General features: G+C 71.6%; 18 protein-coding genes and 1 tRNA gene. 7 read left to right on the top strand and 12 right to left on the bottom strand.

Translation table 11 applies throughout. From position 1 onward, the window contains the following. Positions 1-52: 52 nt before the first annotated feature. The 4 genes from ACQBAT_RS03100 to mfd form a co-directional block, all read right to left on the bottom strand. A complete protein-coding gene (locus ACQBAT_RS03100; RefSeq protein WP_420746914.1) occupies positions 53-1,096 on the bottom strand; it encodes a MazG family protein in 1,044 nt (347 codons plus the stop codon). Next, positions 1,077-1,616: a hypothetical protein gene (locus ACQBAT_RS03095; RefSeq protein ID WP_426999687.1), complete on the bottom strand. Its 540-nt coding sequence runs from the start codon at positions 1,614-1,616 to the stop codon at positions 1,077-1,079. Before ACQBAT_RS03095 ends, ACQBAT_RS03100 begins: the two co-directional genes overlap by 20 nt. A 48-nt stretch (positions 1,617-1,664) precedes the next feature. Further along, complete coding sequence (locus ACQBAT_RS03090; RefSeq protein ID WP_420746916.1) at positions 1,665-2,105, bottom strand: DUF6918 family protein; 441 nt, start codon at positions 2,103-2,105, stop codon at positions 1,665-1,667. Between the two features lie 207 nt (positions 2,106-2,312). Further along, on the bottom strand, positions 2,313-5,951 hold the full coding sequence (mfd, locus tag ACQBAT_RS03085; protein WP_420746917.1) for a transcription-repair coupling factor: 3,639 nt from the start codon (positions 5,949-5,951) through the stop codon (positions 2,313-2,315). Between the two features lie 231 nt (positions 5,952-6,182). On the opposite strand from mfd, the gene ACQBAT_RS03080 reads away from it, so the two are divergent. From ACQBAT_RS03080 to ACQBAT_RS03065, 4 genes are all read left to right on the top strand, one after another. After that, the gene (locus tag ACQBAT_RS03080) at positions 6,183-8,315 is read left to right on the top strand and encodes a TPM domain-containing protein (RefSeq protein ID WP_420746918.1); all 2,133 of its coding nucleotides are present in this window, start codon (positions 6,183-6,185) and stop codon (positions 8,313-8,315) included. Positions 8,316-8,535: 220 nt separating this feature from the next. Continuing rightward, the gene (locus ACQBAT_RS03075; RefSeq protein ID WP_420746919.1) at positions 8,536-9,255 is read left to right on the top strand and encodes a PspA/IM30 family protein; all 720 of its coding nucleotides are present in this window, start codon (positions 8,536-8,538) and stop codon (positions 9,253-9,255) included. 67 nt (positions 9,256-9,322) lie between these two features. Further along, positions 9,323-10,999: a TPM domain-containing protein gene (locus tag ACQBAT_RS03070; RefSeq protein WP_420746920.1), complete on the top strand. Its 1,677-nt coding sequence runs from the start codon at positions 9,323-9,325 to the stop codon at positions 10,997-10,999. A 23-nt stretch (positions 11,000-11,022) separates the two neighbouring features. Continuing rightward, the gene (locus ACQBAT_RS03065) at positions 11,023-12,255 is read left to right on the top strand and encodes a TPM domain-containing protein (RefSeq protein ID WP_420746921.1); all 1,233 of its coding nucleotides are present in this window, start codon (positions 11,023-11,025) and stop codon (positions 12,253-12,255) included. Between the two features lie 27 nt (positions 12,256-12,282). On the opposite strand, the gene pth is transcribed toward ACQBAT_RS03065, so the two are convergent. From pth to glmU, 4 genes are all read right to left on the bottom strand, one after another. Further along, on the bottom strand, positions 12,283-12,882 hold the full coding sequence (pth, locus tag ACQBAT_RS03060; protein WP_420746976.1) for an aminoacyl-tRNA hydrolase: 600 nt from the start codon (positions 12,880-12,882) through the stop codon (positions 12,283-12,285). A 219-nt stretch (positions 12,883-13,101) separates the two neighbouring features. Further along, a complete protein-coding gene (locus tag ACQBAT_RS03055; RefSeq protein WP_420746922.1) occupies positions 13,102-13,794 on the bottom strand; it encodes a 50S ribosomal protein L25/general stress protein Ctc in 693 nt (230 codons plus the stop codon). Positions 13,795-14,081: 287 nt separating this feature from the next. Further along, complete coding sequence (locus tag ACQBAT_RS03050) at positions 14,082-15,065, bottom strand: ribose-phosphate diphosphokinase (RefSeq protein WP_420746923.1); 984 nt, start codon at positions 15,063-15,065, stop codon at positions 14,082-14,084. Then, positions 15,065-16,609, bottom strand: a complete 1,545-nt coding sequence (gene glmU / locus ACQBAT_RS03045; protein ID WP_420746924.1) for a bifunctional UDP-N-acetylglucosamine diphosphorylase/glucosamine-1-phosphate N-acetyltransferase GlmU — start codon at positions 16,607-16,609, stop codon at positions 15,065-15,067. The genes ACQBAT_RS03050 and glmU overlap by 1 nt, the downstream gene beginning before the upstream one ends. Positions 16,610-16,678: 69 nt before the next feature. On the opposite strand from glmU, the gene ACQBAT_RS03040 reads away from it, so the two are divergent. Together ACQBAT_RS03040 and ACQBAT_RS03035 are read left to right on the top strand one after the other, a co-directional pair. Beyond that, complete coding sequence (locus ACQBAT_RS03040) at positions 16,679-17,278, top strand: TetR family transcriptional regulator (protein WP_420746977.1); 600 nt, start codon at positions 16,679-16,681, stop codon at positions 17,276-17,278. Between the two features lie 148 nt (positions 17,279-17,426). Continuing rightward, positions 17,427-17,505: transfer RNA gene (locus ACQBAT_RS03035), tRNA-Gln, on the top strand. Between the two features lie 46 nt (positions 17,506-17,551). Here ACQBAT_RS03035 and ACQBAT_RS03030 read toward each other — a convergent pair. The 4 genes from ACQBAT_RS03030 to rsmA form a co-directional block, all read right to left on the bottom strand. Continuing rightward, entirely contained in the window at positions 17,552-18,052 is a 501-nt protein-coding gene (locus ACQBAT_RS03030; RefSeq protein WP_420746925.1) for a MarR family winged helix-turn-helix transcriptional regulator, read from the bottom strand. A gap of 147 nt (positions 18,053-18,199) precedes the next feature. Continuing rightward, positions 18,200-20,038, bottom strand: coding sequence for an ABC-F family ATP-binding cassette domain-containing protein (locus ACQBAT_RS03025; RefSeq protein WP_420746926.1), 1,839 nt, complete (start codon positions 20,036-20,038; stop codon positions 18,200-18,202). Further along, the gene (locus ACQBAT_RS03020) at positions 20,038-21,120 is read right to left on the bottom strand and encodes a 4-(cytidine 5'-diphospho)-2-C-methyl-D-erythritol kinase (RefSeq protein ID WP_420746927.1); all 1,083 of its coding nucleotides are present in this window, start codon (positions 21,118-21,120) and stop codon (positions 20,038-20,040) included. Before ACQBAT_RS03020 ends, ACQBAT_RS03025 begins: the two co-directional genes overlap by 1 nt. Positions 21,121-21,124: 4 nt before the next feature. Continuing rightward, positions 21,125-22,009, bottom strand: coding sequence for a 16S rRNA (adenine(1518)-N(6)/adenine(1519)-N(6))-dimethyltransferase RsmA (rsmA, locus tag ACQBAT_RS03015; protein ID WP_420746928.1), 885 nt, complete (start codon positions 22,007-22,009; stop codon positions 21,125-21,127). 170 nt (positions 22,010-22,179) lie between these two features. Here rsmA and ACQBAT_RS03010 point away from each other — a divergent pair, with 170 nt between their 5' ends. Beyond that, positions 22,180-22,509: a thioredoxin family protein gene (locus ACQBAT_RS03010; protein ID WP_420746929.1), complete on the top strand. Its 330-nt coding sequence runs from the start codon at positions 22,180-22,182 to the stop codon at positions 22,507-22,509. Positions 22,510-22,513 lie beyond the last annotated feature (4 nt).

Below are 22,513 nucleotides of genomic sequence, written 5' to 3'. Positions count from 1 at the left end.
GCGGGTCGACGTTCGCGGGTCAGGCAGCCGTCGGCCGCTCCTGGGAACGAGCCTAGTCGTCCCGGTCCAGGTCCCGGGCCGCGGTCTGCAGATCCCGGAGGGTATGCCGCATCGCGGCGGAGGCGTCGACGTCGCCGTCGTGCAGGTCGAGGGCGGTTTCCAGCAGCAGGGCGCCTGGGTCGCGGTCGGCGATCCGGGCCTCGATCCAGTCCCGCAGCCACTCTTCGCGCCCGGCCCGGCGCACGCGGGAGGCGACCTTGGCGGCGCGGGCGAGCGGCGGCATACCAGACGGGATCCCGTCGAGCAGGTGGGCCCGCGCGGGCTTGCCGCCGTCCGCCCGCTCGGCGGCCTTGATCTGGTCCCAGTTGGCCTCGACGGCTTCGGGGGTGTCGGCGGCGACGTCGGCGAAGACGTGCGGATGGCGGCGGACCAGCTTGGCGACGAGACCGGCGGCGACATCGTCGATGTCGAACGGGTCCTGGTCGTGGTCAGCGGCGACCCGGGCGTGGAAGAGCACCTGCAGGAGCACGTCGCCAAGTTCGTCGGTGGCGTCCTCGCGCAGGGCGAGGTCGTCCGTGTCGTCCAGTCGCTCGAGCACCTCGGCCGCCTCGTGCGCCTCCTCGATCAGGTATGGCGTGAGGCTGGCGTGATCCTGTCGCGCGTCCCACGGGCAGCCGCCGGGTGAGCGCAGCCGGTCCATGACCGCGACCGCGTCCAGCAGGCGCGCGCCCGGGACGTCCCAGGAGCCGACGAGCAGCTCGAGCGTGGGCGGGTCGTCCTGCGGCATGGTCACGGCGAGCGCCTCGGCGAGGCCGGGGTCACCGTCGGGTGAGCCGATCCAGACCACCGTGCCGTGCTCGGAGGTGAGCTCCAGGAGGTGGGCGGCGAGGGTCTGCGGGGTCCGATCCGGCAGGTCCGTCTGCTCGACCGGCACGCCCGCAGCGGCGATGGCACGCGCCTGGGGCGAGTCGGGGTCGGCGGCGAGCACGACGCTCGCGTCATGGAGAGTGGACCAGGCTGCTGCCGAGAGCAGCCCGGGCGCGACCCTGGGGCTGCTCAGCAGCAGGCTGAGGTGCTCAGTTCTCGACGGGGCCACTACGGATCCAGGCCGGCTGCTCCTGGAGCAGGCCGCCTCGGCTGGCGTCCCAGGTGCCATAGCGCGGGTTGACCTCGATCTGGAGGGCATCGATGTCCTCCTGGGTGATGGCGGTGGCCTTGGCCAGCACGTCGGCCATCGAGGGGTCCTGCAGGATCGAAGGATCGTTAAGCAGCTGCTGGTAGTAGCGCGAGCGCCGGGCGTCCAGGGTGGCCGGGCCGGGGTCGGAGATGCCGCTGTCGGACAAGGCCGAGCGGACCCGACTGTCGGTCGCTGCGGCCGGCGAGCCGGCGAAGACCTCGTCGAAGATCGGCAGCAGCGCGAGATCGGCGATCACCCGGCGGGAGTCGGCCGGCTCGGCGCTGGCAGAGGCGAACTGGCTGGCGGCCTGCTGGAGCTCGGCGACCGAGTAGTCCGTGCCCTCGACGGTCAGCCCGGTGTCGGAGCCGACGCCGGAGCATCCGGTCAGGGCCAGCGCGGTGGCCACGGCGAAGGAGACGATGAGGGGCTGGCGCTTCACGATGCTCATCATGGCACGCGTACCGGTCAGGAGACGAAGCGCTCCCGGTCAGCGCACAAAGCGCTCCAGGGTGGCTCCCAGCCCCGGCAGGGCGGCCACCACGTGCTCCTTGGCCTTGCCGCGGAAACTGCCGTAGACCTTGCCCAGCGGGTTGCCTTCGACGGCCTTGGCCCGGGCGTCGGCGACGGCCAGCAGCTCGTCGGAGACCTGATTCGCGCGAGCCGGGTCGGCGAGGTAGTCACCGAAGGCGCGCTCGCCCTTGGCGTCGTAGTGCGGGTCCAACGCCCGCGCCACGCCGGGCAGCAGGGCGTTGACCGCGCGGCCGATCCCGCCACCGGGAGCCTTCTTGGCACCGGCGAAGGCGGTCTTCATCATGGTGCCGGACAGGCCCTTCTTGGCGCCGACCTCCCGGTCGGCGAGCTGGACCAGTGCCTCGACGACCTGCGGGCGGGCGGCTGGGTCGAGCAGCGAGGTGCTGAGCGTGTTCATGGCGTCAGCATGGCACGCGAGCGCCTGGATCAGGCTGCGCGGTCAGCGGAAGCAGCGGAAGCCCACAAGGGGAACGGGCCGGGACACAGGGGCACGGCCAGGGGCAGACCAGGTCCCCTGTGACTGCCCCTGTTTGATACGCACTCTGAGCTCTGCGCGCATCAGATCAGGGCAGTCACAGTCACCCGTCGGTGTGCTTTTCCGCGCTCACGAGCTCGCGCTCGCCGCGGCGGCGATGTCGTCGAGCAGCACGGCCCGCACCAGCTGGGAGGCCCAATCGAGCACGTCCTTGTCGCGCAGCGGCTTGCCGCCGACCCGCGAGGTCTTGGGCGCGGGCACCAGGATCTGGCGCAGCGCAGGCTTGACGATGGTGCCGGGATAGAGCCGGGTGAGCCGCAGCTGCTGGCTCTCCCGCAGGTCCTCGACCGGGCCGAAGCGCACCATCTGCCCCTGGACCCCGATGTCGGCGATGCCCGCGGCCCTGGCCACGGTGCGCAGCCGAGCCACCTCGAGGAGCGTTTCAACGGGGAGGGGAGGGGCGCCATACCGGTCGACCAGCTCCTCGCGGATCGCGGCGAGCTCGTCCTCGTCGGCGACCTGTGCGAGCTTGCGGTAGGCCTCCAGGCGCAGCCGCTCCCCGGGGACGTAGTCGTGCGGGAGGTGGGCATCGACGGGTAGCTCGATCTTGACCTCGGCCGGCGGCTCCTCCGCCTCGCCCTTGAAGGCGGCGACGGCCTCGCCGACCATCCGGACGTAGAGGTCGAAGCCGACACCCTCGATGTGCCCGGACTGCTCCCCGCCGAGCAGGTTGCCGGCGCCGCGGATCTCCAGATCCTTCATCGCCACCGCCATGCCAGCCCCGAGGTCGGTGTTGGCGGCGATCGTCTGCAACCGGTCGACAGCAGTCTCCGTGAGCGGCTTCTCGGGCGGGTAGAGGAAGTAGGCGTAGGCCCGCTCGCGGCCACGTCCCACACGGCCGCGCAGCTGGTGCAACTGCGACAGGCCGAGCTGGTCGGCGCGCTCGACGATCAGGGTGTTGGCATTGGAGATGTCCAGGCCGGTCTCCACGATCGTCGTGCACACGAGCACGTCGAACTTGCGCTCCCAGAAGTCGACGACGACCTTCTCCAGGCGCTGCTCTCCCATCTGCCCATGGGCGGTCTCGATCCGTGCCTCGGGCACGAGATCGCGCAGGCGGGAGGCGGCCTTCTCGATCGAGCCGACCTTGTTGTGCACGTAGAAGACCTGGCCCTCGCGCAGCAGCTCACGCCGGATGGCGGCGCCGATCTGCTTCTCGTCATAGCCACCGACGAAGGTCAGCACCGGGTGCCGCTCCTCCGGGGGGGTGGCCAGCGTCGACATCTCCCGGATCCCGGTGACCGCCATCTCCAAGGTCCGCGGGATCGGCGTCGCGGACATCGCGAGCACGTCGACATTGGTGCGCAGGGCCTTGAGCTGCTCCTTGTGCTCGACGCCGAAGCGCTGCTCCTCATCGATCACGACCAGACCAAGATCCTTGAAGCGCACCGTGTTGCCGAAGAGCCGGTGGGTGCCGATCACCAGGTCGACCGAGCCGTCGGCCAGCCCGGCGATCGTCTCCTTGGCGTCCTTGTCGGACTGGAAGCGGGACAGGGCGCGCACGGTGACCGGGAACTGGCCGTAGCGCTCGGAGAAGGTCTGGTAGTGCTGCTGGACCAGCAGCGTTGTCGGCACCAGGACCGCCACCTGCTTGCCGTCCTGGATCGCCTTGAAGGCGGCCCGCACCGCGATCTCGGTCTTGCCGTAACCGACGTCGCCGCAGATCAGGCGGTCCATCGGGACCCCCTTCTCCATGTCCGCCTTGACCTCATCGATCGAGGACAGCTGGTCCGGGGTCTCGGCGAAGGCGAAGGCGTCCTCCAGCTCGCGCTGCCACGGGCTGTCGGGAGCGAAGGCGTGGCCAGAGCTGGCCATCCGGGCCGAGTAGAGGCGGATCAGCTCGGCGGCGATCTGTTTGACGTGCCGGCGGGCACGGCTCTTGGTCTTCTGCCAGTCCGAGCCGCCGAGCCGGTTGAGCGTGGGGGCCTCACCGCCGACGTACTTGGTCAGCTGGTCCAGCTGGTCGGTCGGCAGGTAGAGGCGGTCGGGCTGCTTGTGGCCGCGCGGCTTGGAGGAGGCGTACTCGAGCACGACATACTCCCGCGTCGCCCCCTGGACGGTGCGCTGGGCCATCTCCACGAACCGGCCGACACCGTGCTGCTCGTGCACGACGTAGTCGCCCGGGCGGAGCGCGAGCGGGTCGACCTGCTGGCGCCGCCGCGAGGGCATCATGCGCATGTCGCGCGTCGAGCCGCCGGTCGTGTGCTGGCCGGTCAGGTCGGTCTCGCCGACCACGACGAGGCCGGTGTCGGTGAGCACAAAACCGCGCCCGACCACCCCGGTGGTCACCGTGACCAGGCTGGGATCGAGGATCTGCGCGGCATCCTCGCCGGTCACCGGCGGCAATGGCACGGACAACCGATGAGGTATGTCGTTCTCCCCCAGGATCTCGGCCACCCGCCTGGCCATACCGGCGCCGTCCGGGCTGACCAAGACTCGCCGCCCTTCGTCCAGCCAGGCGCGCAGGTCGCGCAGGATGGCCTCGCGGTCGCCTCGGTAGGCCTCGACCGACGTGCTGGGGACGACGTGCGTGATCACCTCGTCGTCGGCGAGCGATTCCTCATCGGCAAGCAATTCCTCGTCGGCGAGGAAGGCGGTCAGCGACCACCAGGGTCGGCCGGTGGTCAGGGTGTGCGAGCGCATGTCGGCCAGCGACCAGGACGAGGCGGTGCCGAGTGCCTGCTGCAGGTCGATGGGCGCTGCCCCGTCGGCGGTGGCCGCGGCCGCCCAACTGGCCTGGAGGAATTCCTCGGAGGTGGCGACGAGGTCGTGAGCGCGAGTCCGGACCCGCTCGGGATCGAGGACCACGATCCGGGAAGCCTGCGGGAGCACGTCGACCAGGGTCTCCATGCCGTCGACGAGGACCGGGGCGAGCGACTCCATACCCTCCACGGCGATGCCCTCGGCGATCTTGCCGAGCATCTCCGCGGCCCCCGGCAGGGTGCCGACCAGCTCGGCCGCCCGCTCGCGCACGGCGTCGGTGATCAGCACCTCCCGGCAGGGTGGCGCGTAGAGGCCGTGATCGGCGATCTCCAGCGAGCGCTGGTCGGCGACCTTGAACCAGCGGACCTCCTCGACGGTGTCGCCCCAGAACTCGATCCGGACCGGGTGCTCCTCGGTCGGCGGGAAGACGTCGAGGATGCCGCCGCGGACGGCGAACTCACCGCGCCGCTCGACCATGTCGGTGCGGCTGTAGGCGGCGTCGACGAGAGCCTGGACCACCTCGGTGAGCGGGTGCTCCTCCCCCGCCTGCAACCGGACCGGGCGGAGCTCGCCCAGGCCCTTGACGATCGGCTGGAGCAGCGCCCGGACCGAGGCGACCACGACCTGCACCGGCCCGGCCTGGGCATCGGCGGGGTCGGGGTGCGCGAGGCGGCGCAGCGTCGCCAACCGACGACCGACGGTGTCCGAGCGGGGGCTCAGGCGCTCGTGCGGGAGCGTCTCCCAGCTCGGGAACGGAGCCACCCCGGCCCCGGCGTCGGGCAGCAGCTCCCCCAGGGTGGCCACGAGGTCATCGGCCTCGCGCCCGGTGGCGGTGACCGCCAGGACCGGTGCCTGGTCAGCGGCGGCGAGCGCGGCCACCAGGGCGGGGTGGGCACCGGCCGCGACCGAGACCTCGACCGCCGGGTCGCCCGCGCGGGCACGCTCGAGCACCCGGCGCACGGCCGGGTCGGCGCGGAGCAGGTCGACGAGCGGGGCAAGATGCATGGGGGATTCCTCGGCAGGGGCGTGAGGGCAGGGTCGTCAGTGCAGGGTGTGAGGGCAGGGTCGTCAGTGCAGGGTCGAGCTGTCGAGACAGGGTCGTCAGGGCAGGTGCCTCGTGCAGTGCAGGAGTGCAGCGCAAGAGGGGGCAGGGAAAGTCTAGGCGCGTGCCGTGCCATGCTTGGCCGCGGACGGTCCGGTGGACGGGACCGGCGCAGGTCAGGGAGGATCGCACACGTGAAGACTCGTGCTCGCAACACCCGACACGGTTGCTGGCAGGCCGTCGCGACCGCCGTGGCCATGGGGGTCGGCGCGCTGCTCGCGCCGGTGGCCGCCCAGGCCGAGGAGCCGGCGCAGCTGCAGGAAGCGGTCTATGACCCGGCTGACGCCCTGACCTCCCAGGAGGAGCAGCAGGCCCAGGACGAGATCGACCAGTTGCGTGACCAGACGGGGCTGTCGCTCACCGTGGCCTTCGTGGACACCTTCGAGGACGCCGACGGCGCGTCGGTCGACGGCGAGACCTGGACGCGGCTGACCTCTGAGGCCTCCCGGATGGGGACCGGTGACCTGCTGCTCGCCGTCGCGCTGGACGATCGGCTCTACGGCTTCGGCGACGCCGGGAGCGTGCTGCCGGACGGCGCCACCCAGAGCATTGAGCTCAACGACATCCAGCCTGCGCTGCGCTCGGGCGACTGGGCGGGTGCGGTCTCAGCCACCGTGTCCGGCCTGGAGCGTGAGTATTCCGGCTCTGGCGGGGGGCAGGACACCGGATCCGGATCGGGCGTCCCCGGGGGCACGACCTACGACCCCGGCCCCGCCCAGCCACGCTCGAGCAGCGGCGTCGGGACCGGCTTCCCCTTGCTGTTTTTCGGCGTTCCGGTGCTGCTCTTCGCCGGCAGCGGGATCATCACCTCGATGTCCCGCCGCCGTCGGCAGGCCGGTGGGGGCGGGAGCGGCGGACGCTCCGCGGGCAACACCGAGGCAGTCTCGATCGAAGACCTGCGTCGCCAAGGCGCCGAGGCCCTGGTGGGGATGGACAACGCGCTGCGCTCCGCGGAGGAGGAGCTGGCCTTTGCGGAGGCGCAGTTCGGCACCCAGCGCACCCAGGACTTCCGCCAGGTGTTGGAACAGGCGCGAAAGTCGGCCAAGGAGGCATTCTCGCTGCGCCAGCAGCTCGATGACGACCGCCCCGAGCCCGAGCACATCCAGCGCGGCATGCTGGCCCGGATCCTGGAGCTGACCGGCACCTCGCGTCGCACCCTGGATGAGCACACCCAGGAGTTCGCGACCCTGCGCTCGCTGCAGGACCGGGCGCCGGAGTTCCTCCGCGAGCTGGAGACGCGGGCCCGGGAGACCCGCCAGCGGGTCCCGGCCGCCGAGCATGAGGTCAAGGGCCTGGCCGCCCGCTACCCCAAGGAAGCGCTCACCACCGTCCGCGAGCACCTCTCCCAGATCACCAACCTGCTGGACTCGGCCGACGGCTTCGTCACGGCTGGGCAGCAGAGCGTGGAGCGGGACGACCGACCGTCGGCGGTGGCCGCCGCTCGTGCTGCCGAGGAGTCGATCGGGCAGGCCGCGACCCTGCTCGACCAGATCTCCCGCGCCGGCGACGACCTGGCCAACTCGACCGAGGAGTTGACCCGTCGGGTCGCCTCGATCAGCTCGGACCTGCAGGACGCCCAACGCCTGGCCCCCAAGGAGCCGGCGGTGCAGCAGGCGGTCCAGCGGGCACGCTCCGCGCTCGAGCAGGCCCAGTCCGCGCAGTCCGGCGGTGACCCCCTCAAGGCGCTGGCCGACCTGGACGCCGCCGAGCACCAGCTCGACACGCTCCTGGCCCCCATGCGCGAGGCGGAGGCGCACCTGAGCAAGATGCGCGAGAACTTCGCCCAGCGGGTCAGCCGGGTCGGTGCCCGCCTGCGCAGCATCGACGAGACGATCTCCACCCGCCGCGGCGCGGTGAGCAGCGGCGCCCGCACCCGGATCTCCGAGGCGTTGCGCGTCTTCGACGAGGCCCAGTCCGCAGCCCAGCAGGACCCGGGCTCGGCGATGGGCCTGCTGACCCGCGCCGAACAGCTGGGCGAGCAGGCGCTGGCCGAGGCCCGCAACGACCTGAACAGCTGGGGCGGCTCCGGCGGCGGAGGCGGCTTCGGAGGTGGCGGCGGCAACCGCAGCGCCGGCATCGACCCGTGGTCGGTGATCCTCGGGGGCATCCTGCTCGGCGGCGGCAACAGCGGCGGGCACCGGCACAGCGGCGGCTGGGGCGGCGGCGGTTCCTTCGGCGGCGGCGGTGGCTTCGGCGGCGGCGGCGGTGGCGGCGGATCGTTCGGCGGAGGAGGCGGCGGTGGCAGCTTCAGCGGCGGCCGTTTCTGACCGGACGCGCGCCATGTCTCGAATCTCCCCCACCGGACGCGCGCCAGGTCGGCCATCTGCCCCACCGGACGCGCAGTCTGCCCATCTCAGCCGCCACCGGACGCGCATGGGGCGGCCCTGGTGGGACACGCCATACGGGACCTGAGCCGACCTGAACGCACCACAACCTGACACCGACCCTCGAAGCACCGCCACCCGGCGGCCCACGAAAGGAACCGGCATGACCCAGAAGCAGACCATCCTCGGCCGTATCAGCCAGTTGGCCCGTGCCAACATCAACTCGCTGCTGGACCGCGCCGAGGACCCGGAGAAGATGCTCGACCAGCTGATCCGGGACTACACCAACTCGATCGCCGAGGCCGAGGAGGCGGTCGCCCAGACCATCGCCAACGTGCGAATGGCCGAGTCCGACCTGCAGGCCGACCGCGACGCGGCTGCCGAATGGGGCCGCAAGGCGTCCGCGGCCTCGAGCAAGGCCGACGAGATGCGCGAGGGCGGCGACCCCGACGGCGCCTACCGGTTCGACGACCTCGCCCGGGTGGCCATCGGCCGCCAGATCCAGCACGAGAACGACATCAAGAGCTCTGAGCCGGCGATCGCCCAGCAGAACGCGACCGTCGAGCAGCTCAAGGACGGTCTCATCCAGATGAAGACCAAGCTGGAGGACCTGAAGTCCCGCCGCAACACCCTCGTCGCCCGCGCCCGCAGCGTCGAGGCGCAGAGCAAGGTGCAGGACGCCATGTCCTCCATCGACGTGATGGACCCCAGCAGTGACATCGCCCGGTGGGAGGACAGCATCCGCCGGCAGGAGGCGGTCGTCCAGGGTCGCGCGGAGGCCTCCTCGGCCCGGCTCGAGGACCAGTTCGCCGAGCTGGAGGCGAGCAGCGACCAGGCCGAGATCGAGGCGCGGCTGCGTCAGCTCAAGGGAGACCAGGGCTGATCCACGGCACCGGAGCACGGGCGGGGCGGTGATCGCCCCGCCCGTCACCATGCGAGGGGGACGTTGTATGACCTATCTGCCGACGTCGGTGAGATTTCTCCTGATGCTGCTCGCCGTCATGCTCGTGACGCCCGGGCTCGGCAGCCCGGCGCAGGGTGTCGGCAGCGCCGCCCAGGGGATCGCCAGCGACGCCGTCACCGGCGGGTTCGCCGCCGAGCCGCCACGGTATGTCCTCGACGCCGTCACCGACGACAGCGGCGTGCTGACGGCGCAGGAGCGGGAGTCGCTCGAGGACGCGATCCGCGACCTGCGTGAAGCGAGGGGCATCGACCTGTATGTCGTGTACACCCGGACCTTCGACAGCTGGGACGGGCAGGCCTGGGCCGAGGAGACCTTCTCCCGTGCCGGGCTGGGAGAGGGCGACGTCCTGCTGGCCGTGGCGGTGGAGAGTCGGCGCTACGGCTACATGGAGCAGACCGAGCTCTCCGCCGAGGACGTCACCTCGGTGATGACCCGTGATGTCCAGCCGCACCTGCGAGATGGCGAATGGGCGCAAGCGGGTGTGGCGGCGGCCGAGGGCCTGGACGTGCGCTTCCCGTGGCTGCTCTTCGGCGGGATCTGGGCAGGCGTGCTGGGCGTGGTCGGCGGCGGGTGGGGATGGGTCTGGCGGTGGGACCGCCGATCCCGTCGCAAGCGCGAGAGCACCCTGCTGGCGGAACGTCAGACCTTGGCTGGTCGCGTGGTCCGGCTGGACGAGCAACTCGACGCGCTGCGCCAGGAGCAGGCCTTCGCGGAGGCGGACCTGAGCCGGGGGGACGTAGAGCGACTGCGCAACCAGACCCAGGAAGCCGCCCGACACGCGGACGATCTGCATCGCCACCTCGCTGAGGTGCCGTCGGAACCGGGCCGCCGCCCCCCGGTGACAGCTCAGTTCCGGACCGCGGAACGCGCGCTGCGCAGCGCCGAGGAGTCGGCCGACTATGCGCAGTTCATCATCGATGCCGAACTCGAGCGGCTTCGCGATGCCCGACAGCTCCGCGGCGAGCCGACCCTGCTGGACGACCAGGCCCAGGCCCTGGCGGACGCTCAGGTCCGGGCCACCGACCTGCGGTCGCTCACCGACGCCAGCTCCGCCCAGCGACCGCTCTGGCTCCAGCAGCGCCTGCTCGCCCTCGCCGGCTCGGCCGGGACGAGGCTGGAGTCCTCGCAGGAGGCCCTCGAGCGCGCCCGGCCGCTGGCCACCAGCCAGCCGGGCAACGCCGGAGCCTTCTGGCGCCGCTCACGCGAGAACCTCGCGGAGGCCCTGGCCGATCTGGACCGGCTCGCGGACCCGGACGGGGTGGAACGTGCCGCGCTCGTCCCGGTGGACGAGGGACGCGAGCGCCTCCGGGGAGTGATCGAGGAGGCCGAGCGCTTGCTGGCCAAGCGCCCCCGGCTGATCCGCTCCTCGCGAGCCGTCAGGGAGCGAGATCGCTGGCGCTCGCTCGACATCGCCCCGTGGGAGCAGGCACTCGCCCGCGCCACCCAGGGGATCACGCACGAGCCCGACCGCGACATCTCGCCCGAGGACCGCCTGGAGTCCCTCGGCCAGCTGGCCGCGACCCTGCACCAGCTCAACCTCCCCTGGACCAACCTGGAGCGGCGCATCGCTGCCGCTCGACGGTCCAGGTCCTCCTCCTCCGGCTCCTCCTCCGGTGGCGGGGGCGGTGGCTCCAGCTCGAGCTCCGGGGGTGGCCGGTTCTGATGTGGGCACTGAGATCGGGTGCGATGGCACGTCGATCAGGCGGTTCGCGGGGGCTCACCACGCGCCGTGGCCGCACGCTCCCCCATGGCGACCCGGCGCCGATCCCCCGGATCGCCCGGATCCCCCGGATAGTCCTGATCATCCGGATGTCCCTGCTCCTGCTGGCCGGCGCGCTGATCGCCGCGATCCTCGCCCGACCGGCCACAGCAGAGCAACCCCTGGATCTGCCCACCGAGCTGGTCGACGGCCGGGGAGCACTCGAGGACACCGCCGCGCTGGAGACCCTGCAAGACCGCCTGGTCCGGGAACGCGGGCTCCAGCTCTTCGTCGTGGTCGTCGACGACTTCGGGGGCCACTCGGCCCAGGAGTGGGCCGAGCGGACCGCCGACCTCTCGGACCTGGGCGATCAGGACCTCCTGCTCGCGGTGGCCACCCAGGAGCGATCACTGGAACTGCGCGTCCCGTCCGGGACCGGACTGTCGCCTTCCACGGTGTCGGGCTTGCGCAGCCAGGCCGAGACCGAGCTCGGCCAGGGGCAGCTCGATTCCGCCGTGCTGACCGTCGCCGAGGGCCTGACGGACGGACCGTGGAGCGACCCGGCCGGCCGGTCGACCCGCGCTGCGCTGTGGGGCCTCGGCCTGGGGTCTGCGGCCCTGCTGATCGGGATCGGGGTGATGGCCTGGCTCATGCGCTCCCGCCGACGGGCTGCCGAGGAACGGGCGCTGGAGGAGGCAACGATGCTGGCACGCCTCTATGGCGCTGCCGCGGTCGCGACCGACCAGGCGCTGGACGAGGCAGAGCTCGAGGTGAGTTTCGCAGAGGCGGAGTTCCAGCCCTCGCTCGTGGATCGGCTGCGCGACCGGTTGTCCGCGGCGCGGGAGGATTCGCTGCGCGCCCACCGGCTGCGCAGCGAGACCGCGAGCGGACCCAGCGATGACCTCCGATGGTTGGTGCCGGCCACGCAGGCTCGAGACCAGCTCGGGACGGCTCTTGATCTCACCACCCGATCCCAGAAGGTCCTCGACGGCCTGGGCGAGGAGTTGACCGACCTCCGCCGGCAGGTGGACCTGGTCCCGGACCGCCTGGTGGCCCTCACCGCCGCCGCCGACCGCGCCCAGCTCCCAGCCGACGTCACCAGGACCGTCACCGAGCTGCTCGCACGGGCCCGGTCCGCGCTGGACTCGGGGCGACCTGAAGGTGCGGTGCTCCCGTTGGAGACCGTCGGCATACATCTGCGGTCGCAGGCCGAGCAGTGAGAAGGCGCGGCCCCGCGCCAGCACCCCTCAGCGCACGTGGTAGCGCTGCTGGGTCGGCTCCAGCCCCAGCTGTGCCAGGTCGACCACGGCGTCCGCGCCGTCGTCGATGAGCAGGGCGGTCTCCTCCCGGTCCCGCGCAGGGAAGTCCGAGAGGACGTAGTCTGCCGGGTCCTGGCGGCCGGGCGGGCGACCGATCCCCAGCCGCACGCGCAGGTAGTCCTTGCTCCCCAGCGACTGGCTGATCGAGCGCAGCCCGTTGTGGCCGCCCTCGCCACCGCCACGCTTGAGCCGCACCTTGCCCGGGTCGATGTCCAGCTCGTCGTGGACGACGACGACCTGCTCGATCGGGATCTTGTAGAACTTCGCCAGACCCGCCACCGGCCCCCCGGACAGGTTCATGTAGGTCATCGGCCGGGCCAGGACCGCACGCGGGCCCGGCAGACCACCCGCCGCGGTCCCGAGCCGCACCTCCGCGGCCCACGCCTGGGCCGACTTGTGCTGTCGCAGACCGGTTCCCGCCCGCTGGGCGAGCTCGTCGAGCACCATGGCACCGATGTTGTGACGGTGGCCGGCGTACTTCGGTCCGGGGTTGCCGAGTCCCACCACCAACCAGGGCGCGCTGTCCATGTCCTCCACCTCGTCCTCGCGGGCTCGTGCGTGCATCTGTCGTGGTCCGACTCGTCGTCAGGTCTGTGGTCCGGGCCCGTGGGGGTGCGCGCCGGGGTGCGTACCCACCCCCGAGATCCCGTCCCGTATGCCGTCACCACAGACGAGCGTGGCCGTGCCGGCGGGCATCCCGCGCGGCACGGCCACGATTGTTCATCGGTCCGGGTGGACCCGGGGACCTCAGTCCTCTGAGGACTCGCCCTCGGCAGCCTCGCCGTCGCTAGCCTCCTCGGCCTCGCCCTCGGCAGCCTCGCCGTCGGCGTCCTCCGGCTCGTCCTGCTCGATGCCGGCCTCGGCCTCAGCCTCGGCGAGCTCGGCCTCCAGGGCGTCCTCGGAGATGGCCTGGGTGACGTTGACGACCAGCGCCTCCGGGTCGGTGACCAGGGTGACACCCGCGGGCAGCTCGACCTCGCCGGCCAGGATCTGGGTGCCGGCCTCGAGACCCTCGACCGAGACGGTGAAGCTCTCCGGGATGTTGGTGGCCTCGGCCTCGACGGTCAGCTCGGAGTGGTCGGTGGTGACGACGGTCTCCGGGGCGGCCTCGCCCTCGACGTGGACGGAGACGTCGACGGTGACCTTCTCGCCCTTGCGGACGATGACGAGGTCGACGTGCTCGATGAAGCGCTTGACGGGGTCACGCTGGACGTCCTTGGCCAGGGCCAGGTGCTCCTCGCCCTCGACGTCCAGGGTGAGGACCGCGTTGGTGTGGCGCAGCGCCAGCAGGGTCTCGTGACCCGGCAGGGACAGGTGGATCGGGTCGGTGCCGTGGCCGTAGAGCACGGCGGGGACCTTGTCGGCGCGACGGATGCGGCGGGCAGCGCCCTTGCCGAACTCGGTGCGCTTCTCGGCGGAGATCTTGAGCTGGTCGGACATGCGAAAGGCCTTCTTCTTCTGGATCACGGATGGTCAGGAGCGGGGCCTCGACGCGGGACACGGCACGGTGGGTCGAACGCGGAGGCGTCAGGACTCGCCCGACATGCTCGCCGGGCGGGGGCGACGCGCTTCGTCGAATCACGGACCCGCTTCCGTGCGGAGTCCCTCGCCGAGGCAACCCGAGCAGTCTAGCCACAGCGGGCTGGCCAGCAAAAATCAGGAGGAGAGCACACTCCTGCCCTTCCAGACGCAACCGCCTGCTACGCCCGGCCGCACCGAACCGCCTGCTACGCCCGGCCCTCGAACATGCTCGTCACCGATCCGTCCTCGAAGACCTCCCGGATCGCCCGGCTCACCAGCGGCGCGATCGAGAGCTGGGTGATCTTGTCCAGCTGCGCGGCCTCCTCGGTCAGCGGCAGCGTGTTGGTCACCACCACCTCCTGGGCCACGGAGTCACGCAACCGCTCGACCGCCGGCCCCGAGAAGATCGGGTGGGTCGCGGCGATGACCACGCCCTTGGCACCGTCCTTCATCAGGGCATCGGCCGCGTGGCAGATCGTGCCGCCGGAGTCGATCATGTCGTCGACGAGGATGCACAGCCGGCCCTCGACCTCACCGACGACCCGGTTGGCGACGGACTGGTTGGGGCGGCTGGTGTCGCGGGTCTTGTGGATGAAGGCCAGCGGCGCGCCACCGAGCTTGTTGCTCCACCACTCCGCGACCTTGATCCGGCCCGCGTCGGGGGAGACGACGGCCAACGGCTGGTCCCCGTACTTCTCCTTGACGTAGTCGGTCAGGATCGGCGTGGCCATCAGGTGGTCCACCGGGCCGTCGAAGAAGCCCTGGATCTGGGCGGTGTGCAGGTCGACGGCGAGCAGGCGGTCGGCACCGGCGGTCTTGTACATGTCCGCGATCAGCCGCGCGGAGATCGGCTCGCGCCCGCGGTGCTTCTTGTCCTGGCGGGCATAGCCGTAGAAGGGCAGCACCACGGTGATCCGCTTGGCCGAGCCGCGCTTGAGCGCGTCGACCATGATCAGGTGCTCCATGATCCACTGGTTGACGGGGGCGACGTGGCTCTGGATGACGAAGGCGTCACAGCCACGCACCGATTCATCGAAGCGCACGTAAGTCTCGCTGTTGGCGAAGTCGTAGGCCTGCATCGGCACCAGGTCGGTCCCGAGATTCTCGGCCACCTCCTCCGCCAGCTCGGGGTGCGCGCGGCCGGAGAAGACCATCATGTTCTTCTCCGTGGTCCGGTGGATGCCGGTCATCAGCTCTCCTGGGTCGACGAGGGGTCGGAGGTCGGGTTCGAGGCTCCCGTATGCCGTGTGGCCGGCGCATCCTGCGTGTGTCGGCTCCCGGAGGCCCGGGCGGCCTCGGCAGCATCGGCGGTGGGGGTGCCGGAGCGGCGGCGGTCCACCCAGCCGTCGATATTGCGCTGGCGGCCGCGGGCGACCGCGATCTGGCCGGGCTCGACGGTGCCCTCGATCGCCGAACCGGCCGCCACGTAGGCGCCGTCACCGATGTCGACCGGCGCGATCAGCACCGAGTCGGACCCGACGAAGCTGTGCCGCCCCACATGGGTGTGGTGCTTGGCCACCCCGTCATAGTTGGCGAAGATCGTGCCGGCACCGATGTTGGCGCCCTCCCCGATCGTGGCGTCACCGCAGTAGGTCAGGTGCGGCACCTTGGCGCCGGCGCCGATCTGGGCGTTCTTGGTCTCGACGAAGCCGCCGATCTTGCCGCCCTCTCCCAGCACCGTGCCCGGGCGCAGGTAGGAGAACGGGCCCACGCTCGCTCGCGGCCCGATCTCGGCGCTCTCGGCCTGGGTGCGAACCACGCTTGCGCCGTCCCCCACCTCGGTGTCGGTGAGCGTGGTGTCCGGTCCGATGATGGCGTCCGCGCCGATGGTGGTGGCGCCCAGGATCTGGGTGTTGGGGCGGATCACGGTGTCCTGGCCGATCGACACGGCGTCGTCGATCCAGGTGGTGTCCGGGTCGACGACGATGACGCCGGCCTTCATGTGCTGGTCGACCACGCGGCGGTTGAGCTCCTTGCCGAGTGTGGCCAGCTGCGACTTGTCGTTGACCCCCTCGGTCTGCCACAGGTCCGCGAGCGGGTGGGCCTGCACGACCCGGCCCTCCTCCCGAGCCGCCGCGATGACGTCGGTGAGGTACTTCTCGCCCTGGGCATTCGACATACCGACCTGGGACAGGGCGCGACGCAGGACCTGGGCGTCGAAGGCATAGATGCCGGAGTTGTACTCGGTGATCCCGACCACGTGCGCGAACTCATCGCCCGCCTCCTGGTGCCGCTTGGCGTCCTTGAACTCCATGATCTGGAGCAGCGCGCCGGACTCGTCGCGGACCACCCGGCCATAGCTGCCCGCGTCCTCGACGACGGCGGAGAGCAGGGTGACGGCGGCGCCGGCCTCCTCGTGCACCCGGGTCAGCTCGGCGAGCGTGTCCTGCGTGAGTAGCGGGACGTCGCCCATGGTGACCAGCACCGTGCCGGTGAGGTCCGCAGGCAGGGCGTCCAGGCCACACTCGCAGGCGCGGCCGGTGCCAGGGATCTCGTCCTGGTCGGCGATGATCGCCCCTGGGTCGACCTCCGCCACGTGCGCGGCCACCCGCTCGCGCTCGTGGCGGACCACGACGGCGAGGTGGGTGGGGCTGACGCCACGTGCGGCCTTCAGGGCGTGCCCGACGAGGGTGCGGCCGCCGATGCGGTGCAGGACCTTGGGAATGGTGCTCTTCATCCTGGTGCCCTGCCCGGCGGCGAGGATGATGACGGCTGATGGGTGATGGGTCGTCACGCCCCTGACTCTACTTGGCATGATGGAGGGGTGAGCCCCACCACCTCCAAGCCCCCGCCCCGCAACCGGATGACGGGCCCGCAGCGGCGCCAGCAACTGGTCTCCGTGGGGCGGGCACTCTTCGCCGAGCGCGGGTTCGAGGGGACCACGGTGGAGGAGATCGCGGCCACCGCCGGGGTCTCCAAGCCGGTGATCTATGAGCACTTCGGAGGCAAGGAAGGGCTCTACGCCGTGGTGGTGGACCGCGAGATCCAGGCCCTGCTGGGCCAGATCACGGCGGCCCTGCAGCAGCACGAGGGCAACGCGCGGGCCCTCCTTGAGGCGGCCGCGATGGCCCTGCTGGACTACATCGAGACCTCGACCGACGGCTTCCGGATCCTGGTGCGGGACAGCCCACCCGGGCAGTCGACGGGCTCCTTCGCCAGCCTGATCAGCGACATCGCCAGCCAGGTCGAGCACATCCTCGCCGCCGAGTTCAAGCGAAGGCGGCTGGACCCGAAGACCGCGCCGCTGTATGCCCAGATGTTGGTCGGGATGGTGGCGATCCCGGGTGGCTGGTGGCTCGACTCCCGGCGGATGAAGAAGCAGGATGTCGCCGCCCACCTGGTGAACCTGGCCTGGAACGGCCTCGCCGGCATGGAGTCCAAGCCCACCCTGCGCACGCTCTGAGCCGGGTCGCGAGTTCTGGTCGCAGCCACCTCCCGAGGCAATGGGCCTGCCCACCCCTGCTCGTGGCCTAGGCTTGTGGGGTCCGCCTGGACACCTGTGTGCACCTGCGGGCCCTCCCCTGGAGGGCCGATGTGGGTCACGCGGACCTTCCCCGGTTGCTCTGCTGGTAGGGGCCGCCTGACTTTGAATCAGGATTAGCGACGTAGGTTCGATTCCTACCCGGGGAGCTGTCCCAGCGTCAGTACTCGACGTCGAGGAGCAGCGCTTTCGGCGTCAGTTCTCGAAGTCCACGAGCAGCGCCTTCAGATAGGCCGCCAGCCCCTCCTGGTCCTCCGGCGCCAGCCCGGCGAGCAGCCGTCGCTCGCCCACGAGCAGCGCCTCCAGCGCCTGATCGGTCACCTCGCGCCCGGTGTCGGTCAGGGTCACCAGCACCGCCCGCCGGTCGCTCGGCGAGGTCTCCCTGGTCACCAACCCCCGGGCGGCCAGCCGGTCGATGCGGTTGGTCATCGTGCCGCTGGTCACCAGCGTCTGACGCAGCAGGTCGCCGGGCGTGAGCTGGTAGGGGTCCCCCGAGCGCCGCAGCGCCGAGAGCACATCGAACTCCCAGGTCTCGATCCCCTGCGCCGAGAACGCCTGTCGCCGGGCGAGATCGAGATGGCGGGCCAACCGGGATACCCGCGAGAGAACCTCGAGGGGCGCGACATCGAGGTCGGGGCGCTCGCGACGCCACGCGGCGACGATGCCCTCGACGTCGTCATGGCTCCGGTCACTCACCCGCCCAGCCTAGGCCGTCAAGATTGTCGACGTCGAGACACCTTGACCGAGCCCAGCAACTCGTCCCGGCGACACGCCCGACCTGACCGGCTCAGCCGCGCCCGGGTACGACTCAGCCAGTCCGTCCCGGGTGAGTCGCGGGAGGGATCAGCCCTCGGCGATCTCCGACGCCTCCAGCCACTCGACCTCGAGCTCTTCCTCCTGCGCGGTCAGCTCGGCGAGCTGGTCGGTGAGGGTGGCGAGCCGGTCAGGGTCGGTCGCCGCGGTCGCCATCTCCTCGTGGAGCGTCGCCTCCCGGGTATGCAGTTTGTCCAGCGCTTTCTCCACCCTCGCCAAGGTCTTGCGGGCCTCGCGTACCTCTGCGGCGGAGTAGGACGAGGCCGCCGGGGCAGACGCAGCGCTGCTGCCGTCGCCACCCCTGCTGCCGTCGCCACCCCTGCTGCCCTCCCCCATCCGCGCGCGCAGCTCGAGATACTGCTCCACCCCGCCCGGCAGATCGCGCAGGTCACCATCACCCAGCAGCGCCACCTGTTGGTCGGTCATCCGCTCCAGGAGATACCGGTCGTGCGAGACCACGATCAACGTCCCGGCCCACCCGTCGAGCACGTCCTCCATCGCGGTCAGGGTGTCGATGTCCAGGTCGTTGGTCGGCTCATCGAGCATCAGCACATTGGGCTCATCCATCAGCAGCCGGACGAACTGCAGCCGCCGCCGTTCGCCACCGGACAGGTCCCCCACCCGCGACTGCTGCCGCCCGCCGGAGAAGCCGAGGCGCTGGGCGAGCGAGCTCGCGGACACCTCCTTGCCGCCGATCATCGTGAACGAGCGCACCTCGGTGATCGCATCGATCACGCTCCAGCCGGCCACCCGGTCGAGCTCGCGAAGCTCCTGGGTGAGCGTCGCCATACGGACGGTGCGCCCCGTCTTGAGCTTGCCCGCGGCGAGCGGGTGGCGGCCCTCAAGGACACGCAGCAAGGTCGACTTGCCGGCGCCGTTGACGCCCACGATCCCGTAGCGATCGCCCGGCCCGAGCCGCCAGGTCACCCGCTCCAGAAGGGTGCGGTCCCCCACTTTCACGGTCGCATCGAGCAGGTCGAAGACGTCCTTGCCCAGCCTGGTGGTGGCGAAGCGGACCAGCTCGACGGTGTCGCGGGGCGGCGGCTCGCCGGCGATCAGCGCGTTCGCCGCCTCGATCCGGAAGCGCGGCTTGCTGGTGCGGGCGGGCGCGCCGCGACGCAGCCAGGCGAGCTCCTTGCGGGCGAGGTTGGCTCGGCGTTCCTCGGTGACGCGGGCGACGCGCTGACGCTCGACCTTGGCGAGCACGTAGGCGGCATAGCCGCCCTCGTAGGCGTGCACGTAGCCGTCCGCGACCTCCCAGGTCTTCGTCGCGACCTCGTCCAGGAACCACCGGTCGTGGGTCACCACCACGAGCGCCTTGCCGGGGGTGCTCCGCGGCCCGGCCAGGTATGCCGCGAGCCAGGCGACACCTTCGACGTCCAGGTGGTTGGTCGGCTCGTCGAGGACGAGCAGGTCGGGGTCCTGCACGAGCAGCGCGGCCAGCGCGAGGCGGCGGCGCTCGCCACCGGACATCGGCCCGACCTCGCGCTCCCAGCCCCCGACCGCCTGAGCATCGGTACCGCCGAGGAGGCCGTCGAGGATCTGTCGGATCCGGGCCTCCCCGGCCCATTCGTGCTCGTCGAGGTCGCCCAGGACGACCTCGCGCACGGTCGAGGAGGGGTCGAGGCGGTCGGTCTGCCCGAGCATGCCGATGGTGACGCCGCCGGTCCGCAGGACGCGGCCAGAGTCGAGGGTGCGCTCCCCCACGAGGGCGCCGAGCAGGCTGGTCTTGCCGCCGCCATTGCGGCCCACGACCCCGATCCGGTCGCCGTCGAGGACACCCGTCGAGACGTCGTCGAGCAGGACCTGGGTGCCGGCGAGGAGGCGGGCGTTGTCGAGGACGACGAGAGCGGGAGGGGGCCCGGCCATCAGCCGGGCACCGGCCCTGTGGGTCCGGTGGGGCCTGGAACGGACCCCACCTTCGGGTCGTGGCCTGAGCTCCCTGGTCCGCCCGCGCCTGGCCCGCCGGGTCCGCCTGGTCCTCCCGAGGGTCCGGGGGGTGGCGTCATCCGGGTCTGGACCAGCTGGGCTCCGGGCGCCGGCCCGATGGCCCGGAGGATGTCACCCTTCGGGCCGTTGGCCGCCAGGCCCACCGAGAGGTCGATCGCCTGCGTCTGGGAGCCGACGAGGAAGGCCACGGTCGGGCCCGAACCCGACACGATCCCGGCTCGCGCGCCCAGGTCCAGGCCGGCCGCGAGGACGTCCGCGAGCACCGGTTGGAGCGAGATCGCGGCGTCCTGCAGGTCGTTGCGCAGGTGCTCGGCCACGCTGTCGGCGTCCATCCGACGCAGGCCGGTCATCAGGTCACCGGAGGGCTCTGGGGCGGGAACCTCCTCACCGGACTCGGCGCGCAGGCGGTCGCACTCGGCATACACCTCGGGGGTGGACAGCCCCAGCCCCTCGCCGGCCCAGAGCACCCAGTGCAGCTCGCCGCGGGCCAGGACCGGGGTGATCTGTTCGCCGCGGCCCGAGCCGATAGCGGTGCCGCCGTGCAGCAGGAAGGGAACGTCCGAGCCGAGGCCGGCCGCGACCTGCTCGAGGACGTCATTCTCGACGTGGTCCAGGCCCCAGAGCTCGCGGCAGGCGACGAGCGCCCCCGCGGCGTCGGCGGAGCCCCCGGCCATTCCACCGGCGACCGGGATCTGCTTGTCGATGTCGATGCGGACCGGGGTGAGGCGCATCCCCCGGGGCCGTCGGCGCGCGAGCGTCTTGGCCGCGACGAGCGCGAGGTTGGTGTCGTCGGTGGGGACGCGATCGGCATACGGGCCGGTGACGTGCACCGACCAGCTCTCCGCCGGCTGCACGCTCACCCGGTCGTAGATGCTCACGGCGTGGAAGACCGTGGACAGCTCGTGATAGCCGTCCTCCCGCAGCGGGCCGACGGACAGGTCGAGGTTGATCTTGCCGGGGACCCGGCAGCTGACCACGCCCGACAGTTCCGCTGACCTCATGTCGTCACCCTATGGGTTCGTCGCTGCGGGCGAGCGCGGCGTCCGCGATGCGGGCGAAGTCGGTGACGGTGAGCACCTCGCCACGGGCCTGCGGGTCGACGTCGGCCGCGCGGAGGATCTCCTCGGCCGCGGCGGCCGACCCTGCCCAGCCCGCGAGGGCGGCGCGCAGGGTCTTGCGACGCTGCGCGAAGGCGGCGTCGATCACGGCGAAAACCTGCTCGCGTGTCGCGGTCGTCGCGGGCGGGTCGCGGCGCACCATCCGGACCAGGCCGGAGTCGACATTGGGGGCCGGCCAGAAGACGTTCCGGCCGATCCGCCCCGCCCCCGACACCTCGGCATACCAGGCGGCCTTCACGCTCGGGACGCCGTAGACCTTGCTCCGCGGCCCCGCCGCCAGCCGCTCCGCGACCTCGAGCTGGACCATGACGAGCACCTTCTCGATGGTGGGGATGGTGGCGAGCAGGTGCAGGACGACCGGGACGGCGACGTTGTAGGGCAGGTTGGCGACCAGGGCGGTCGGCTGCGGGTCGGGCAGGTCGGTGACACGCAGTGCGTCCGTATGCCGCACCGCCAGTCGGTCCGCCAGCTCCGGGGCGAGGGTGCGCACCGTGCGCGGGAGCTGGTCGGCCAGGGCCGGGTCGATCTCGACGGCGGTGACCTGCCGGACCTGCGGGAGGAGGGCGAGGGTGAGGGAGCCCAGGCCCGGGCCGACCTCGAGGACGATGTCATCGGGGGTGACGTCGGCGGCGCGGACGATGCGGCGCACGGTGCCCTTGTCGATGACGAAGTTCTGCCCCCACTGCTTGGTCGGGCGGATGCCGAGCCGGGCGGCGAGCTCACGGATCTCGGCGGGGCCGAGGAGGGCTGCTTCGTCGGGGCTGTCGGTCACGCTGGCATCCTGCCACGCGGTGATGACAGGGGTGGCTGGGCGGCTGGGCGCACGGTCGTGGCTGGGCGGAGGGCACCCGGTCGTGGCTGGGCGCGGGGCGCACGGTCGTGGCTGGGCGCGGGGCGCACGGTCGCCGGGCAGAAGGCTCGGCACTCCGGCATGCTGGACAGATGAGCAGGTACGACACCGAGCAGCCCGAACGCGCCGACCTCGACGACCTGTCCGGCCCGGCGGTGGTGATGTTCGGGACCAACTGGTGCGGTCACTGCGTCGGCGCCGAGCGCTATCTCGGGCCGGCGCTCGCGGAGCATCCAGAGGTCCCCGTCTATGCGGTGGAGGACGGCAAGGGGCGGCGGCTCGGCCGGTCCTACCGGGTGAAGTTGTGGCCCACGGTGATCTTCCTGCGGGATGGGGAGGAAGTCGACCGGGTGGTTCGGCCTACCGGCCGAGCGGAGATCGATCAGGCGCTGGCGAGCATCACGGGTGGCGCGGAGGGGTGACAGG

This window comes from Ornithinimicrobium pulveris (assembly GCF_050261105.1).
Classification (GTDB): domain Bacteria; phylum Actinomycetota; class Actinomycetes; order Actinomycetales; family Dermatophilaceae; genus Ornithinicoccus.
Note: the sequence above shows the minus strand (reverse complement) of the source record. Positions and strands in the feature narration are given on the sequence as shown.